Origin of the sequence: Paenibacillus sp. FSL H8-0280, assembly GCF_045040665.1 — a bacterium.
Classification (GTDB): domain Bacteria; phylum Bacillota; class Bacilli; order Paenibacillales; family Paenibacillaceae; genus Paenibacillus; species Paenibacillus xylanexedens_A.
Genome location: NZ_CP150296.1, coordinates 1,168,113 through 1,185,873, shown reverse-complemented (window position 1 = coordinate 1,185,873; position 17,761 = coordinate 1,168,113). Strand labels below are relative to the sequence as shown.

Genomic DNA, 17,761 nt, shown 5'->3' with positions numbered 1-17,761 from the left:
ACTGTCTTCGTTAAAAGCCTCATTGTATTATTTAATTTGATAAATACTACCGAGCATTTAGACTCCAACGATGTAAAAGAATGACGTAACATGGGTGGCTGGGAACTCGCCAAGGTCTGTTTCGCAGATCCAAATGTAAAAAAGCTCTGAAACCTCCATGTGACGAGACACATGGGAATTCCAGAGCTTCCAAGCTTCGATGCCAACGCTTAAAACTAACGACGCTGCGTCACGGTTACAGCCTGATCATGAACACATGTGATGTTGCTATTGCTAGCTATCGCTCATCCGGCCTGCTTACTTTCCGCCCTTACCTGGCGTGTAGAACTTAGGCAGCGTTACTTTGGACCAGTCTATATCCGATGCCATGTAGAAGGACGGATAGGAAGGCTGGTTGTATCCACTGTTCTGTCCGGCAATGCCCACACGATACATCGCATCATGCATCAGCGTGTACAGCTTGCGGTCTGTCTTCTCGGTACTCAGATAGATACGAATCGCTGAACTGTCGGTGGTTCTCACCAACATCTCTTCCCGCCAATCCCCGAAGATATCAGCCACGAGAGAAGGTGTACCTTTGGTGTGATTGTTGGTCAATGTGCCTGTTGCCGTCAGCAACGTGCCACGATTCCAGTCTTTGATGGTTGGTGTAACATCAATCGCACCATCAACGATCTGTGTCGTCATATCACCAGCCCAGCGGATATTCATATTTGTGCCTGGCGCCTGATCACTGACTTTCTCACCCGTAGCTGTCCATAATCCTACAGCCCATGTCTCCAGCCCACGGCGAGTCGGATCCACATCACCCACCATGCCGCGTCCGGTATCTTTCCCCGTGTACCCGCCATAGATCACTTCTCCGGTCTTCGCATCTCGCAGGGAATAGCCGTATGGCGCCCACGGACCACCCTCGTGAACCATGAAAATCTCAAGTCCCGGACGATCCGGATCGATATCTGCCACATGAAGTGCGTCGCCATGACCCAGACGGGCAATGGTTCCCGGTGCAGCACTCTCGGCAGGCATCAGGTCTGTTGAGCTGTATAGCACGCTGCCGTCATGATCAATCGTAGCGGAGCCATAGATAATCTCCTGTTTGCCGTCTCCATCCACATCCGCCACACTGAAATAGTGAGCTCCCTGAGTTGTGATGGAGCCATACTGCGGATCTGTACCATCCACGCCGTGCGGTCCGTCATTGAATGGGTTCTTCATCGGTGTCCAACCGCTGTCCACTTTCCATTCCTTTTTTAGTTTCTTGCCATCCCAATTGTAGGCAACCATCGTTGAACGTGTATAATATCCGCGTGCAAAGATTGCAGATGGTTTCTTACCATCCAGATATGCCACGCCTGCCAGGAAACGGTCCACCCGATTCCCCGGTTCAATCCGTGCCATGGCATAATCGCCCCACATCAGACCATCATCATGACGCTCGGGTTCATATGGAATGGTCTCCAGCTCTTTGCCCGATTTGCCTTCAAATACCGTAACATACTCCGGTCCATCCACGATAAAACCTTCGAACTTGCGCAGCTCATTTCGATTACTGCGTTCTACCGCATATACATCAATGAAGTAGTCGGCCAAGCTCTCGGCATCCTGCTGAGATAATGGGTAATTATATTTTTTCTCGATTCCAAAAGCCTCTTCCAATGTCGCAGGCCAGTTCCCCTTCACAACCTCATCGTGTTTATGCCAGTTTTTGAACATATCCACCACGTGATCGTAGTACCCATCCGCACTCAAGCGATAATCATCTTCGTTCGAGTACCCTGCCTTGCGATCCTGCTTCGGAAGCGTGATGTACTTCTCGGATGTTACTTTTCCTTTTTTGTTATATTTGATAATCTTCGTGCCCGGAGCGGTCTTAAACATCATCTCAGCCTTGCCATCCCCGTCAAAATCGTAAACGAGCATCTGTGTATAATGAGCACCTGCACGGATATTGACCCCAAGATCGATCCGGTACAACAACTGACCGTCCAGGGTGTAAGCGTCGATATAGGTTTTACCCGTGTATCCTTTTTGCGATACGTCCTTGGCGTTGGAAGGGTCCCATTTGACGAAAAACTCATACTGGCCATCCCCGTCCACATCCCCCACGCTCATGTCATTGGCGGAATACGTATAAGCTTCTCCGGCAGGCGTCACGCCATCGGCGGGTTTTTGCAGTGGAGTATCCACATAGCCGTTCGCCCAAGGTTTGACGGATGCACTGCGTTTGCTCTCCTTGCCCTTCTTGTTCACCGCTGCCACTTCATAACGGGAAGACGATTTACCCGCGGCATCTACATAGTTGGTGCTGTCGGTGACAGTAGCAATCTTTTTGCCATCACGATAGACGTTAAAGTCCGTACCTGTCAGCCCTTTGTCGTTATACCCTGTGGCCTCGTCACCAAGCAATCTCCAACTGAGAAAAACACCTTCAGAGGTCGAAGCAGCCACCAGACCCCGATCCAGATATTCCAGTTGAATCTCTTTCACGTGACTGCCCCCTTTATGTGATTGCAGGCTGGCCTCCGTCGCCCCATTACCGTTGGAAGCTTCCGCTCCCGTAACGCCAGCTGTTCCTCCAATGAGCAAAGCTACGCTGAGTGCCGAAGAGAGCACCTTGGCTGCAAGTGGCATACGATCCTTCTTGCGACCGGATTGCCGACCTGACACCGATCCTTTATGTACCGGCGCTGTTGTTTCTGAGTTCATCCACCTTCACGCTCCTTGAGACAGAATGGGTAACGCATATACACGTCGATGATGATTAGACGTTCGATAATCCATACAGGCCTTCTTCAACGAAAGATCCCAATCCATAATGATTACGCTTACAAAATTAAAAAAGAGAAATCAGCTTGCCCGACTACCGGAGTGCGGTCCCCCTTTCATTCTCTTTCCAATCCGAGCGAGGTGATCCCGCCCATCGGGTTCTATTATAGACATCCTGTCTGCCAGACCCTAGGCAAATATCCGTCCAAAACGATCAATAATCAGTGTTTTTAGGAGTCATTTGGGAAAATTAACCCGATGACGCTTCAGTCGGAAGGATGATCTAAGCTCACCGCCAAGTTTTTTCTAACGAATCTCACACACCCTATTGGGGCGTTAAACTCCATCAACGAATCCTAACGAATCTCAGCAACCTTATTTGGACCAAATCGGGTCTAAACGGGGCAAAATCCACCCAAATTAACTGAGTAGCGTGTCTACGATTCGTTAGAATTTTCAAATGCATCAATTCAACTAAATAACGTGCCCTCTGTTCGTTAGAAAAGAAATAGGGCTGCCCCCTCCCCCTGATCATTTTCATGACCAGAGGACAGCCCAGCTTAATACATCCGCTCTCACATCCTAATACGGATCTCCAAGCGATTCTAAATACAGTTTCATGTGAGAACTTCAATCTAGAATGACTCTTGAATGCATAGCAAAAAACCGCAATCCTCTAACACACTGAGGATCGCGGTTAAGACAGTTACAATTAAAGTTTAAGGCTCAATACCCCATACCAGGTTTCCACCTTGGTGGAGTGTTACCTTGTTCCAATCCTGGTAGGATGTTTTCGTTGGATCGAAGGAATAGTCATTCGTCTCGTCAAAGTTGGACCAGTCTGTTTTGTACATGCGAAGCTGGATGTCTCCAGTCTGTCCACCAGCCTGAATGCTGCCAGCGCCAGATGTGAAGCTCAGCTCCACATACGAGTCTGTGAAGGTCCGCTGGATATTGGCTCCGCCAACTTGAGCGTAATCAATGGCAGAATCCATCGCAGCTGAGCCTTCTTTGGAGAAGTAATACCGGATCTTCAGATCACTCAGATTCACAGCAGTACTACCCAGATTTTTGATGTTGAAATACGGTTTGATCTGGCTATCTTGAGCATTGGTATCTCCAGCACGATATTGCACGACAAGATCACTCGTTGGTACAACGACACTTTGAGGTGTCGCGGAAGCTACAGCGGAATTGGCACTTTGCCCTGCTGCATTCACTGCACTTACCACATAATGATACGTTGTGCCGTTCGTGAGGGCAGTGTTCGTGTAGGACGTACCACTCACATTCGCCGCGATCGTTGTGAACGGACCTGTTGCACTCAGCGCGCGTTTCACATCATAACTTGTTGCACCTGTAGAAGCGGTCCACGTCAGGCTCACCTGTGCATTGCCTGCAGTTGCTGTGAGAGCAGTCGGTGCAGCTGGCGCCGTTACACCTGCAACAGGTGTAGCTGTTGCTGTTGCAGAGTTAACACTTTCACCTACTGCATTTGTTGCCGTTACCACATAATAATAGGTTGTACCATTGATCAGACCGGTGTTGCTGTAAGATGTTCCACTTACATTAGCTGCAACTGTTGTGAATGGACCTGATGCACTCAGTGCCCGCTTCACACTATAACTTGTAGCCCCTGTAGAAGCAGTCCACGTCAAGGAGACTTGAGCGTTACCGGCAGAAGCTGTCAATGCTGCTGGTGCTGCCGGAGCTGTTGTTCCGCCCGGAGGGTTGCCTCCACCGTTACTTGCAGGCAGTACAGGGAATGCGTTTTTCACCAGTGCCACGAATTGATCATGGAACCAGTGACCCGATACCGGAGCATTAGGCAATGCACCTGTTAATACACCATCCCGAGTCGTGAAGGTTGGATCACACATCCGGTCAAAACCTTTGCCTTCGTTATTCGGAATTTCGGAGCTGGAGCCATCGGATTCACCCGGAGGTTTCACCCATACATAAGCATCCAGATGCGCTGGTCCTGGTGCAGCCTTAGGTGCTTCACCAATACCTGCGCCACTGGCATTACACCAGTTCCCCCGATGCTCCCGGCGATCTACACGTCCGGAATTCACATAATCGTTGATGTTGCTGCCCGTAGCAGATGCTGGACGGTCTACCCCGCCCCACCCATTCCGGCTAGTATCAATCAGGAAACCTGTGCTGCTTGGCCAGCCAGCTTGTACGAAATCGGCATACAGCGCAGCAGTGAAATCGGTTTCGTCAAAATACGGATTCCACTCATAAAACTTGGCAGATTTAATCGGTTGTCCACCGATATTGAGATCGGGGTTAGACAGGTTCGGCTCCCCCAGCGGTGTAGTGTTCGCTGTATTTGTAATGAAGCCATCTGCACTGCTCAGACCTGCGGCTGTTCCTTGCACAACACTTGTATACAGCGCGACTGCTGCAGAACGGTTGTTATCCCATCCAAGCCAGCCGGAGTGGCCGATATCCAGATAGTTGTACACATTTGGAATGGCGTGCAGCTTGTCCAATGCATACTTCACACCCGCCTCATAGATACCTGTTGAGCTGGCTTGACCACAAGCTGGTGTACTCAGGTTGGTCACAAGGTTAGGCAGACTGTCCGGTTCAATGACAGCAATAATGCGAATATCCTGATACTTCGGATCTGCGAAGATATCTGCGAGCACATCAATATAATCCGTTTTATAGGTCTGCAGTGCCGCCTGTGTTAGTGGAAGCTCACCATTTGATGCAAGTGCATGACAATCCCGTCCGGGCAGATTGTAAATAACAAATGAAGCGGTGATCGGTGTACCCGGTTTCTTTTGAGCGAGAACGGCATCAAGATGTTGCTCTACACTTTTGCGACCAGCGTTGTCCGTACCGCCATAGATTGCAGCAATCCGGTCAACCCATACTGCGGTTGGATACGATTTGACGGTCTCCATCTTGGCCTTCAACGACGCATCGTTGGTTAGTGCAATGGACGTATCCACGAGAGCTGAATAGTCCTGATTCAGATAGGCGGTTGCCCCTACAAATGGATTATCCACATGTGCTTCAGCCGCCTGAGTCAAGCCTGGAGACAATCCAGGGAAAATCCCCGCAGCGAGCAGCGTTGCTGCCAACATTTGCTTTACACCTTTGCGCAGGATCTTCTTACCTCTCGATTTGGTTTTCAATTTAGTCTTCATAGTTCCACCTTTCCTTTAGTTAGATTGGGTTGTACTCATGTCTGATCCTCTGTGTCATTATGATGCTTAGCACGAAGAGAACGTTCGGATGAGTTGGTTGTATCACCTCCAAAAGAAATGGTTGTATGACTGGAATCTTGAGCAAACAAATGGTGTGTGAGGGCGAATCATGTGAATGAGTATAATATGGTGGGTGTGGTTGAACGTGTGTTGGACATGAAGAAGTGTGAACAATGACTTACGGGATGTCTGAATCCTAAATCGGGTAAGCGCTTTCTTTAAACAGTTAAAAAAAAGGTCTTCGCCTATCCATCTACAAACATGATGTTCGGTGTCACCTCCTTATATTCTGATTATACGTCATGTAAATATTACTGTAAATTGAATTATATAAATTTTATTATATTTTTTTCCATAATTCAGGCAGGATTCTGGACATCCCTTGCTCCAAAAGACACACGAGGTCCATCCTGGCAATCTGCCACAATGAACCTCGTGTTTTACAATGCCGAATGAACCCTCTCGTCTAGCTAGTCACTACATATAATGTCTCGTTCTTATATTCCTACGTTTAGGGCAAAACGACAATGTCTCCCGGTTTCAAGCCACTAACTACTTCTGTCTTGTCCCCCGATTCCATTCCAGCCTGGATCGTCAGCGGCTCTGTCTGTCCATTGCCCTTGTCTAACAGTACGTAAGGCTCGGTCTGATCCCGCATGATCGCGAGGCTGGACACTACCGTCACTTTATCCTTCCGCATTGTCTCGATATCGCCTTCCAGACTCACGCCTCCATACATTCTGGCGTCCGGCTTCAGATCAATGACCACGTCAAACTGTGAAGCCTGCTTGAGGTCCGTATCGGTACTCTTGCGGGCGAATTTGGACACCTTACTTACCTTCCCGGTGAATTGCAGGTCTTTCTGCGCTGTCATTCGCACCTTAACTGGCATGCCCACCTTGAGCCTGAACATTTCTTCCTCACCAACAATCGTCATGAATTTCAGTTTGCTGATGTTTGTAATGGACCCGATCAGCTGTCCTTCCGTCACCGCACGTGTCTTGCTATCCTCTTCATTCATCTGAAATATACCGGAAGCGGAAGCATACACAACAGACTTACTTATAACTGCCTGCTTTTTCTGTATCTCCTTCTCCTTGAGGACCAACGCTTTTTGATTCAATTCATTCGTCAGGCGTTTACCTTCCCGATCTGCAAATGCCTTCTTGCGCTCCTCTTCCGTCACGCCAAGCGTCTCACTCATATTCGCTTGATCCAGGCTAACCTGATTCATCTTATTTTCCAGCTGGGCTTTCTCCAGATCACTCTGCAACTGTTCTACTTCCGTTTGTAACGTGGAAGTATCGAGGGTAAACAGGATATCGCCTTTGCTCACCTGCTCACCACTTTTCACGTGCCACTGCTTGATGTTGGAAGCATACGGAGCGAAGATTTCCGTCTGATCGGTGTATACGGATTTCCCTTTCACCTGTATCGATTGCGTCATCGTTTCCTGTGTCACATCAAAGGTAATCGGGGGCGGAATCTCTATAGGCGCCTCCGGTTTTGGCTTGTACTTTTCATACAGCCAGTACCCTGCACCTGCCAAAAGTACAACGGTGATGATAATTTTAATCCATTTCTTCATGTGCCCAATTTCCCTTTCGCTGATAAAATTACATTGATTTGATCACAGTTAATGCATTGGTCCGTGATGCGCTGATTGCCGGATATATACCCGATACAATGCCAACCAGAACAGCAAAAACGATGCCAAGTGGCAGAGCCGACTGCTGAATAACGACGGTCATCGGACCATTCATCTGATCTGCCATCTGACTCGCCAGCAGACTGTTCACCCCGCCGAGGGCAGCAAAGGCAATCCCCACACCAGCCACGCCACCCATTAATCCAAGCATCGCTGCTTCCGTAATAAACATCTGACGGATCTGCCACAGATTTGCGCCCAGCACCTTCATCACACCAATCTGTTTACGACGCTGATGCGTGGACATAATCATCGCTACAATAATGGATAATGAGGCCAGCAGCATGATAAAACCACCGATCCCCAATGCCGCTTTTTGGTACATCGCCAATTGACCTGCCATCGCTTCCTCTTGGAACAGATTACTCTGTGTGTTTAACGTCAGCTTTTTAATCTGTTCTTCCACCTGGGATACATAACGTTTGTCCTCAACCTTCACCAAGGCAGAGTTAAGATGCTTGGCCGCACTGCTGTCGGCCTGCTGTAATCCAAGCTCATCCTGCAATGCACGAGCTGTATCGAGCGGCAGATATACTTTTTTATCGTTTTGAGCGCTCATCTCATCCATGTTGGAAGGCTTCGTCAACTCTCCAGACACACGTATAGAACCACTCATTTTGGTTTTGCTCGCATTCGTATAATCTTCATACCGGAACTGAACCAGCTGCTGAACCAGCTGATCCTGCTTGGCGGACATTTCCGTAAACTGTTCCAAAAGCTCGTTGTTATATGGATCAGCATTCAACTGCTCAAATAACTTCTGAGTTACTTTGGGGTCCACGAGTCCAAATGCAGCCCCATAACTGGTTACCGCCATACGACCATCCTCTGCCCCACGCCCCTCAGCATACTTGTATCCAAACCCACCGAGGGTCTCCAGCTGGGTACCAATGACCTCAACATACGTGCTGCGACCATCCGGAAGCACCATTTCCAGCGAATCCAGCTTTAACATGGGAGCCACGGCAACAACATGGGGTAGTCTTTGGATAATCTGAATCTTTTCCAACGTCAATGCTCCCCGTTCAAACTTCGATGTCTGACCATTCCCCTTGCCGTTGCCGGTACGAATGCCCTCATTAGGCGTAATCGTAATTTCATCCATCTTGTAATTGTCGTTCAATGTTTTCTCGCTATAGGTCTGTACGGACTGCCCCACGCTAAGTGCAATGATCATGGCGGCAGAGCCGATGGACAACCCCATCATGCACAGCAGTGTGACCATTTTTCTGCGAATGATCTGTCCCCAGGCCATACGTGCTACATCCCGTATTCTCACATTTCCTCTCCTTTTGCCTCAAACTTCCCTTACAGCCTCTTCGACCAGTATTCCATGTTGCAGTGTAAGCACAACTTGCATCTGCTCCGCGACCTCTGCTTCATGTGTCACAATGACAAAGGTTGTATTCATATCCCGGTTAAGCTGCTGCAAAATCGTAATAATCTCTTCCTCCGTCTCGGTATCCAGATTCCCGGTAGGCTCATCTGCAAAGATCACCGAGGGTTCGGTAATGAGCGAACGTGCAATACTGACACGTTGTTGTTGGCCGCCCGACAACTGAGACGGGAACAAGCTTGCCTTTTCACCCAGTCCAACCTGTTCCAACAGCTTCAATGCTTTTGCTTTGCGTTTTGAAGGGCTTATCCCCATAAACACCAAGGGTAATTCTACATTTTCCCGGATCGTAAGATTGGACAGCAGTTCATAGGATTGAAAAATAAACCCGATATGACTGCGCCTGAACTCAGCCAGGCGATTTTCACTGAAACGTACAATATCTTGTCCCGCAATTAGAATCTTGCCCTGATCCGGTTTCATCAGCCCCGCCATCAGATTCAGCAGTGTGGATTTACCCGAACCAGAACTGCCCAGCAGGGCTACCATCTTGCCTTCCCCAATCGTCAGGTTGATATCCTGAAGCACCGGCACGGTTCCCTGGCCATTGCGGAACGAGTGGGATAATTGTTCAACTTGAAGCATTACTGCATTTCTTCCTTTCTACTTGCTAAATATGTACAGAGGTTGTTCAAAAAGTCCCATCTTCTCGGTACTGAAAACCAGTTTTTTTGAACTTGTATGTATAGATTCGCGTCACACATTCCCTTATCATTATAGGGTGGAGATGTATCCGGGCTGGCCGAAGTTGTATCCAACTTGTAACATGTCATAACAAAAAGACCTTGTCCGCAGAGCAGCTATCGCTCCATCAGACCAAGGTCTTATATTCGTATACCTTCCGCAGTTTACCAGGCTCTGAAACTAAAGCGGTACATTTCACTTTTATCCACTGAGCTGCTTACAGCAAATAATTCATCGTCATTCCATTTCAGACTGATGAAGTTATCAATATTGCGATAGATCACCGTATCCGACGAAATCTTGCTGTCATTCAGGTAGGCAACATGCAACTCATTCTTCTGATTCTGACTGTCCATCGGGAAAAAGTAAGCTATTCGGGATTCATCTGCATCCAGATCGAAGCTCCAGATTGAACCTTGTAATAACAGATCATACTGCTCCTCCGCTGCGTGATATCGATACAGCCCCTGTACCTTATTCATCGTTCCCTGGATGAGCATGTCACCATTTTTCAGCAACTTGTACTGTTGAATGTCTTCCATTGCAGCATACGCCTTCACTTCATGCTCATCCTCAAGCGATACACGATAGATAGCATACTTGTCTTTCAGCATCACCAGTATATAAAACTGATGGTGATCCTCACTGACCTGCAACACATCCATAACGATAAACGTATCACTCGAACCTTTCCCTTGTTTTGGTCCTGTGAACATGCTCATCAGCTCTTCATACGTGTAGATGACATGACTCGTCCCCTGGCTCAGATCAACTTGTTTAAATAACAGATCATCCTGACCGATGTAGGATTCGTTCCCTACAAACACTCGATAATACGAGTTGTCATACGGAAGCTTGCGACGTTCCCCGCTCTGTATCATATACTCATACGTTGTCTTCTGCGTCTGACCTGCCCGATACTGGGAGTAAATGATTTTCTTGTGATCCGGGCTGATCGTTACGCCGTAATCCGTATTAGCCGCAATGTTCTTCACTTCCTTATCATCCAGATGCAGGAGAGACAGCTTGAGCCCTGAATAGGAAAATTCCGGTTGATTAAATATAATCGTATTCCGGTCTAACACTTCAAAATCAAAGATCGCAAAATCATTTGGAATCTTGGTAGCCGACTCGATCTGAATCGTACTGCTCGGTGGTGGTGCCAGACGGCTGTTGAACTGCTCACTTGGCAAAATCACCGTTCTTGGTTTGAGATTTCCAAGACTGAACAGGCTCCCAATCCCAAAAATCCCGCTGACAAATGCGATCAACAACCCTGACAGCATCAATCTGTCACGGTTTTTACGCCAAAATCCAGGATGTCTCATGCGTTCATTTCCCCCGGAAGACTGATATTCACTTGTGTCCCTTCCCGCATGATGCTCTTCATCTCCACTGTTCCTCCATGACGCTCAACGATGTTCTTCACAATAGACAACCCCAGCCCGGCACTGCCCTTCTCGGCCCTGTTAATTCCTTTATCCTGGTAAAAGGGTTCAAATACATGTTGGAGCGCTTCAGCACCGATCCCTTCCCCCTGATCACGGATTACAATGGCGATAGAATCACCTAACCGGAAGGATTGCACTTCGATAATGGAGTTCACATCACTGTACTTGACCGAATTATCCAGGATGTTGAGGAAGACCTCCTTCAACTTATCCCGATCTCCCTGTAAATACTGATGTTCCTCCAGCTCATAGTGAATGCCTATATTGTACTTGCTCGCCTTAATCGACATGTCCTCACAAGCTTCACGAATAATATCGGATATATCGATACGTTCGAACCGGTATGCCTGAATGACCGCAGAGGAGACCGAGACCTCCAGAATATCCGCAACCATCGTGTTGAGACGCTGGCTTTCCTTGATGATATAATTCATACCCTTGTCAAAAAAGTCCTGGTCGGTAAATCCGTTATCCCGCAAAATCTGGGCGTATCCCAGAATCGTCGTTAAGGGTGTCTTCAATTCATGCGTCACATTGTCAAAAAAGACTTTGCTTCTCGCCTGTACTTGCTTCACTTCGTCCCGCTCTCGCTCAATCACATCAATCTGCTCCCGCACCCGATCAATCATGACGGTGAAGCTTGAAGCCAATTCACCGATTTCATCCTTGGTTGTAATCTGAATGTCCGCATTCAGACTTCCTTGGGCCACTTCCGCAGAACGTTTCGTGAGTACACGGATGGGTTGTGTAATTTTCCGGGAAATAAAGATGGATGCGATAAATACAAATACGAAAATAACCGCTGCAAAAAACTTGATCGTATTTTGAAAACGAAGGTTGCGTTTGAACAATTCCGTATAATCCTTCTTCATCTGTACGATTCCAATCAATTGTTGATCCATCTGGAGCGGGAAGGACAGACTGGCTGTGACCCGACCCTTGTCCACAACTGTGGTGTAAGCAATCCGAGAATGTACGGCTTCCTCCACATCAGGATGGTCAGACCGCTTAGCAACGTTAACCTCGCTGCCAACAGATTCGTATGGCGAAGCATCGGGGCGATATACTATAATCTCCCCACCAACGGCTGATCCAATCTGCTCCGCGAGCTCGCGACTGCCTGCTTCGAGCGAGTCTCTGCTCATACGTTTGTTATGTATCAGGAAGTACTGATTCAGCGCGATGTCCAGATTTCTTTTGGATTGCACCATATCCTCATGCACTTCCCGGTACATATTCTCTTGAGCTACCTTATTGGACAGAATCAGCAGGACGGAGAATCCGATAAATACAATGACCGAGAATAACACCACCATTTTGAACTGGATCGTCCACTTCATGTCTGTACCTGAATATTCAGCTTGTACCCCACACCGAATACCGTTTCAATCATCGAAATGCCTTGCACACCACTATCCAATTTCTTGCGAATCCGTTGCACGTGAATATCCACCGTTCGAGTGTCCCCTGCAAAATCAAATCCCCATACCTTATCCAGCAGTTCAGAACGTGTATGCACCTTACGATGATGGGTTACGAGAAATAACAACAGGTCATATTCCTTATTCGTGAGTCCGGCTCGTTCCCCGTCTTTCCACACTTCCCGTTCATCCTTGCGGATCTCAATATGTTTGCCTAGCCTTACCACCTCATAGGACTGATTCTCCAGTGTCTCGCTGATCAGATCAATCCGGCGAAAAATCGCCCGAATGCGCGCAACCACCTCACGGATATCAAAAGGCTTCGTGATATAATCATCCGCCCCAAGTTCCATGCCAAGTACCTTGTCCAGCATGTCCGACTTCGCAGTGATCATGATGACAGGTATCTTGGAGTTCACAGATAGTTGCCTGCACACATCAAAACCGCTCATATCTGGCAGCATCAGATCCAGCAGGATCAGATCCGGCTTCGAATCCCGAAGCAGATCCAGCCCCTCTTTTCCCGTAGCTGCTTCCTTGATCTCAAATCCTTCCTTACGTAACGAATAGGACAAAATATCGCGAATGGACTCCTCGTCCTCAATAATTAAAATCTCTTTTTGTCTCATGATACTTTCGTAATCTCCCTGCTCTATGAATTTCCTTCATCTGCCTTTATTTTGTATCCCAAGCCGTATGCTTGAATAGAGGGAAGCACGAAATGTTACAACTCCGATACAACTCTGAACCTTTTGGAAACAACCTCCCGATATACTTGGATCATAAGAGACTCATACCAGACCGGACCCAAGCCTGATCTGTATCAAGGGGGATTCACATCATATGAACAGCACACAAATTAATGATGCTTATGTCAACTATAAATCAGAAATCACAAGGTATCTATCCCATATCGTCAAACAACCGCAAGATGCAGAAGATCTGGCACAGGATTGTTTCATTCGACTAATGAACGTTACCGTGGATATTCCTGAAGATCGCATTCTCTATTATCTCAAACGCATTGCCCGTAACCTGGCGATGGACAGCTTCCGCAGGCGGACCCGTACACTCAGACGAGACAGCCGTCTGGAGGTACCTACCCATCACGTCGATACATCCCACCTTGAAATTAGCGAAGGTGTTCATGATCTTGTCTCCCATATTAACAACACCGAACATCGTAAAATATTAGAACTTCGCCTCATCCATGGATACTCGATTAAGGAAACGGCAGAGCTGGTGAATCGCAGTGAAGGCATGATTAAATCCTCTGTCTTCCATGCCGTCAATCGAATTCGGGCCAAAGTCATCTCATAAGAGATGGCTTTTTATTTGCGTAAAATCAATATACACGCAGAAATGAATGGATTATGACGGGACCGAAATACCTATGGATATGTCAAAAGACCCAATTTTACAAATATCGAGTTAATTTTTACAAATTGTTATGACTATGTGAGATTTTCATGTGGTAGAATATGGACGAACTCATGAATCAACTAATATTTGGGAGGGATTTGGTTGGGTAAATTAACAGGTATGCGAGGAGTATTTTTAAAATCACTCCTGGCATTGTCCATGGCTTTGCCGCTTCAGGTCGGATTATGGAACGGAGATGCATCGGTTCATGCGGAAGGACCGACAGACCCGGCACCGTTCATCCAGGCAAAGGTTGTGAACCAAAATGCAGGTAAAAAAGTATTGTTCGACAACTCTCACGGCCAAACGGCTGGAGCTGCAGACTGGGTCATTGATGGAGGTTTCTCCGACTTCGGGAATGCACTAGCGAATGATGGTTACTATGTCAAAGAACTTCGCAAGACAACTCCATTTACCTATGATGATCTGAAAGAGTATAACGTATTCGTTATTGCAGAGCCTCAAATTCCTTTCAAAACATCCGAACAAGCAGCACTGAAACAATATGTTGAAACGGGCGGCAGCATTTTCTTTGTTGGAGATCACTATAATGCAGACCGTAACAAAAACCGCTGGGATGGCTCTGAAGTCATCAACGGCTACCGTCGGGGAGCTTTTGAAGATCCGGCCAAAGGTATGAGCACCGATGAGCGTAACTCGGATGCCATGCAAAATGTAACTAGCACGGACTGGTTGTCCGATAACTTCGGCGTACGTTTCCGCTATAACGCACTTGGCGATATCAACGCCAATATCGTTGTACCGGCAGATCAAGCCTTTGGCATCACAGAAGGAGTATCGGCTGTAGCCATGCACGCCGGTTCAACCCTTGCAATCACCGATCCGGAAAAGGCAAAAGGTATTGTGTACCTGCCAAAAACCAACGCAAAATGGAATAACGCGGTGGACCAAGGTGTCTACAACGGCGGCGGGATTGAAGAAGGTCCTTACGTGGCTGTATCCAAGCTGGGCGCAGGTAAGGCTGCTTTCATCGGTGACTCCTCTCCAGTAGAAGATGCATCACCAAAATACTTGCGTGAAGAGACAGGCACACGCAAAACAACATATGACGGTTTTAAAGAAGCCAATGATGCCGTGTTGCTCGTGAACACCGTAAACTGGCTTGCTACACAAGAGAACTACACAAGCCTAACTGAAGTGAACGGACTTGAACTGGACACAGCTACAGCGCTGCTGCCATTCGAAGAACCGGCTGCTTCCACAGAACCACAAGCTGAACCTTGGTCTGCACCTGCTGCCGGATACAAGTGGTATGATCGTTCCACGTTTAAGGCTGGTTCTTACGGTGGACCTGCATCCAGCGCAAACGCTGCTTACAGCTTCGTGAAACAGGATACCCTTCCCAATGCAGAAGACTTCCAAATTCGTGTAGTTGTGGAGAACATGGCTCCAAACACAACCGTATCCGGTTATAGTGCCGGTATCTATCTGACTGGCGGAACCCAGGTAGCCATGATCCAAAATGAAAGTGGTACTTGGCCGACTTCGTACGGCTATAGCTCCACATTCAGTGTAACCTCGGACAGCCAAGGTCGCGGGATCAAAGATCTGAACGTCCGTATTAAACCGGGTACAACTGGCGCTGCCAGCTTGCGTCTGCGTCTGAATGGCAGCAACCTGATCACCAATGCCGTGACTGTTGGCAACGTGCCAGCAGAACAGCTTCCGGAAGAAGAAGGACCGATTCCAGCAGCTATCACAGTTGCTGAAGCACGTACCAAAGCCGTTGGCACTACCGTAACTATCGAAGGTGTTGTGACGACAGAGCCGGGTGCATTTGGTGGACAAGCCTTCTATCTTCAAGATGAAACTGCTGGAATCTACGTATTCCAGCATACTAGCGGCTTCCATGCAGGTGATAAAGTGAAAGTAACGGCAGCAACAACCATCTATAACAGCGAGTTCGAGCTTACCGATATCGTTGCGATTGAGAAAACAGGTACGGCTTCCGTACCTGCTCCAATCGAGGTTACTGCAATTACAGATGCGAACCAAGGTCAACTGGTTCAATTGAAAAATGTAACGATTGAGAATATTATCAGTGCTACACCAGTTGGATCTTTTGAATTCGACGCGGTAGCAGCAGATGGAACAAGCACACATATCCGTGTAGACACCCGTACAGGTGTGACGGAGACTTCCTTCCCTTATGCTGCTGGTGACAAAATCGATATCACAGGCGTTTCGGCTATTTTCAAAGACGTATATCAATTGAAACCTAGAAGCTTGAATGATTTTGTACCTGCGGAAAATCAAGGTGGAGGGGAAACACCTTCCACTCCAGCTGAAGGGGCACCGGGTAAACCGGTGCTTTCTTCTGATAATGGATATACCACAGGCCTGTTCGAAGGCTCGTATAACGTAAGCATGAACCTCTGGTGGGGCGAAAACGGTTCTGAGTACAAACTGTATGAGAATGGCGTTCTGATCGATACGCAGAAGTTGACTGCGGCTTCACCATCGGCTCAGTCCTCCAAAACAGCTATTACAGGCAAAGCCAACGGCACGTATACCTACGTAGCTGAGCTGACCAATGACAAAGGCACAACACGCAGTGACGTGCTGACGGTACAAGTAACCAATGCCGCTCCAGGCAAAGCTACGTTGTCCCAAAACAACTGGGATGGTGACGGCAACTACAACGTATCCATGAACCTCTGGTGGGGTACAAACGCAACCGAATACCGTCTCTATGAGAATGATGTATTGATTGATACACAAGCGTTGAACGCAGCAACACCAGCTTCCCAAAGTGCTACAACTGAATTGTCCGGTCGCGCTAACGGAACGTACACGTACCGTGCTGAGCTAATCAACGCTGCAGGCGTAACCAGCACCGAGACAATTACGGTTCAAGTGACTAAAGCATTGCCTTTGGCTAGCTAAGTCTCAGTAAAGAAGCCTAACGTTTAACCAAGCAACTAAAAAAAACCGAAACCAACATTGCCTGATTCACAGGGCAACCTGGTTTCGGTTTTTTAGTTGAAAGCACATATGTCGGTAAACGGGGGAAGTAGTCACGTTTTTTTTGACAATCGTACATGTAGAACCTCTGCCCAGAAAGTAGACACTTGCAGCACTAATGATAGTTATGCCGCTTCAGCCTTTCCAGATTTTTGCACTTCCTAGGCGCTAACGAACCTGACAGATCTTATTCGGCCATTTTGGACAAATTTTAAAATCTGACGAACCTCAGCGTCGCTATTTAACTACATTTCATTTGCCAAAAGGTTAATTCGGGCAAAACGCAACAAATAGCGCCACTACGATTCGTTAGAATTCCAGTGATGCCTTGTGAGGCAAAATAGGGACTCTCAGGTTCGTTAGCCCAGCTCACGCAAGGCTATGCTACATTGTTTAAATTCTTTATCGCCGATGCAGAACGGGTTCATTTCAAACGTTCAGGCTCATATCCATTTCTAACAAATAGAATGCTGTTCCATACAGCACAATAAGCCGCCACGGCGATGAAACTAATGACAAAAATCAAGTTCATCTGTGTAAACGTATAACTGCTGCCCGTGAAAATAATCAGGATTGCACTGAGCCCAATATTTTCTCTGTTATGTTTTTTAAACTTCTGAAAGATCATTCTGTACAGCAATATCAATACCATAAATACAATCCATATATATTGAAATAATTCCATAGGTCACCTTCCTTTT

At 47.4% G+C, this 17,761-nt stretch carries 11 protein-coding genes; 2 read left to right on the top strand and 9 right to left on the bottom strand.

What is annotated here, in order from left to right; genetic code table 11:
• Positions 1-297 precede the first annotated feature (297 nt).
• The 8 genes from MHI12_RS05265 to MHI12_RS05230 all read right to left on the bottom strand — a co-directional run bounded on the left by MHI12_RS05265 (position 298) and on the right by MHI12_RS05230 (position 13,282).
• On the bottom strand, positions 298-2,634 hold the full coding sequence (locus tag MHI12_RS05265; protein ID WP_405172935.1) for a rhamnogalacturonan lyase: 2,337 nt from the start codon (positions 2,632-2,634) through the stop codon (positions 298-300).
• 854 nt (positions 2,635-3,488) lie between these two features.
• The gene (locus tag MHI12_RS05260; RefSeq protein WP_405171762.1) at positions 3,489-5,933 is read right to left on the bottom strand and encodes a glycoside hydrolase family 6 protein; all 2,445 of its coding nucleotides are present in this window, start codon (positions 5,931-5,933) and stop codon (positions 3,489-3,491) included.
• A 571-nt stretch (positions 5,934-6,504) separates the two neighbouring features.
• Positions 6,505-7,581, bottom strand: coding sequence for an efflux RND transporter periplasmic adaptor subunit (locus MHI12_RS05255; protein ID WP_405171761.1), 1,077 nt, complete (start codon positions 7,579-7,581; stop codon positions 6,505-6,507).
• Between the two features lie 28 nt (positions 7,582-7,609).
• Positions 7,610-8,980: an ABC transporter permease gene (locus tag MHI12_RS05250; protein ID WP_341006310.1), complete on the bottom strand. Its 1,371-nt coding sequence runs from the start codon at positions 8,978-8,980 to the stop codon at positions 7,610-7,612.
• Positions 8,981-8,998: 18 nt separating this feature from the next.
• Positions 8,999-9,682 (bottom strand): ABC transporter ATP-binding protein, encoded by a 684-nt coding sequence (locus MHI12_RS05245; RefSeq protein ID WP_405171760.1) that lies wholly within the window; start codon positions 9,680-9,682, stop codon positions 8,999-9,001.
• 263 nt (positions 9,683-9,945) lie between these two features.
• Positions 9,946-11,109, bottom strand: a complete 1,164-nt coding sequence (locus tag MHI12_RS05240; RefSeq protein ID WP_405171759.1) for a hypothetical protein — start codon at positions 11,107-11,109, stop codon at positions 9,946-9,948.
• Positions 11,106-12,572 (bottom strand): sensor histidine kinase, encoded by a 1,467-nt coding sequence (locus MHI12_RS05235; RefSeq protein ID WP_405171758.1) that lies wholly within the window; start codon positions 12,570-12,572, stop codon positions 11,106-11,108. The genes MHI12_RS05240 and MHI12_RS05235 overlap by 4 nt, the downstream gene beginning before the upstream one ends.
• Positions 12,569-13,282: a response regulator transcription factor gene (locus MHI12_RS05230; RefSeq protein WP_036606313.1), complete on the bottom strand. Its 714-nt coding sequence runs from the start codon at positions 13,280-13,282 to the stop codon at positions 12,569-12,571. The genes MHI12_RS05235 and MHI12_RS05230 overlap by 4 nt, the downstream gene beginning before the upstream one ends.
• Before the next feature lie 214 nt (positions 13,283-13,496).
• Here MHI12_RS05230 and MHI12_RS05225 point away from each other — a divergent pair, with 214 nt between their 5' ends.
• Together MHI12_RS05225 and MHI12_RS05220 are read left to right on the top strand one after the other, a co-directional pair.
• Positions 13,497-13,973 carry an RNA polymerase sigma factor gene (locus MHI12_RS05225; protein ID WP_076253376.1) on the top strand — a complete coding sequence of 159 codons (477 nt, stop codon included), beginning with the start codon at positions 13,497-13,499 and terminating at the stop codon, positions 13,971-13,973.
• A 222-nt stretch (positions 13,974-14,195) separates the two neighbouring features.
• Positions 14,196-16,982 (top strand): DUF5689 domain-containing protein, encoded by a 2,787-nt coding sequence (locus tag MHI12_RS05220; RefSeq protein ID WP_405172934.1) that lies wholly within the window; start codon positions 14,196-14,198, stop codon positions 16,980-16,982.
• 502 nt (positions 16,983-17,484) lie between these two features.
• Here the strand turns inward: MHI12_RS05220 and MHI12_RS05215 are convergent.
• Positions 17,485-17,745, bottom strand: a complete 261-nt coding sequence (locus MHI12_RS05215) for a hypothetical protein (RefSeq protein WP_405171757.1) — start codon at positions 17,743-17,745, stop codon at positions 17,485-17,487.
• Positions 17,746-17,761 lie beyond the last annotated feature (16 nt).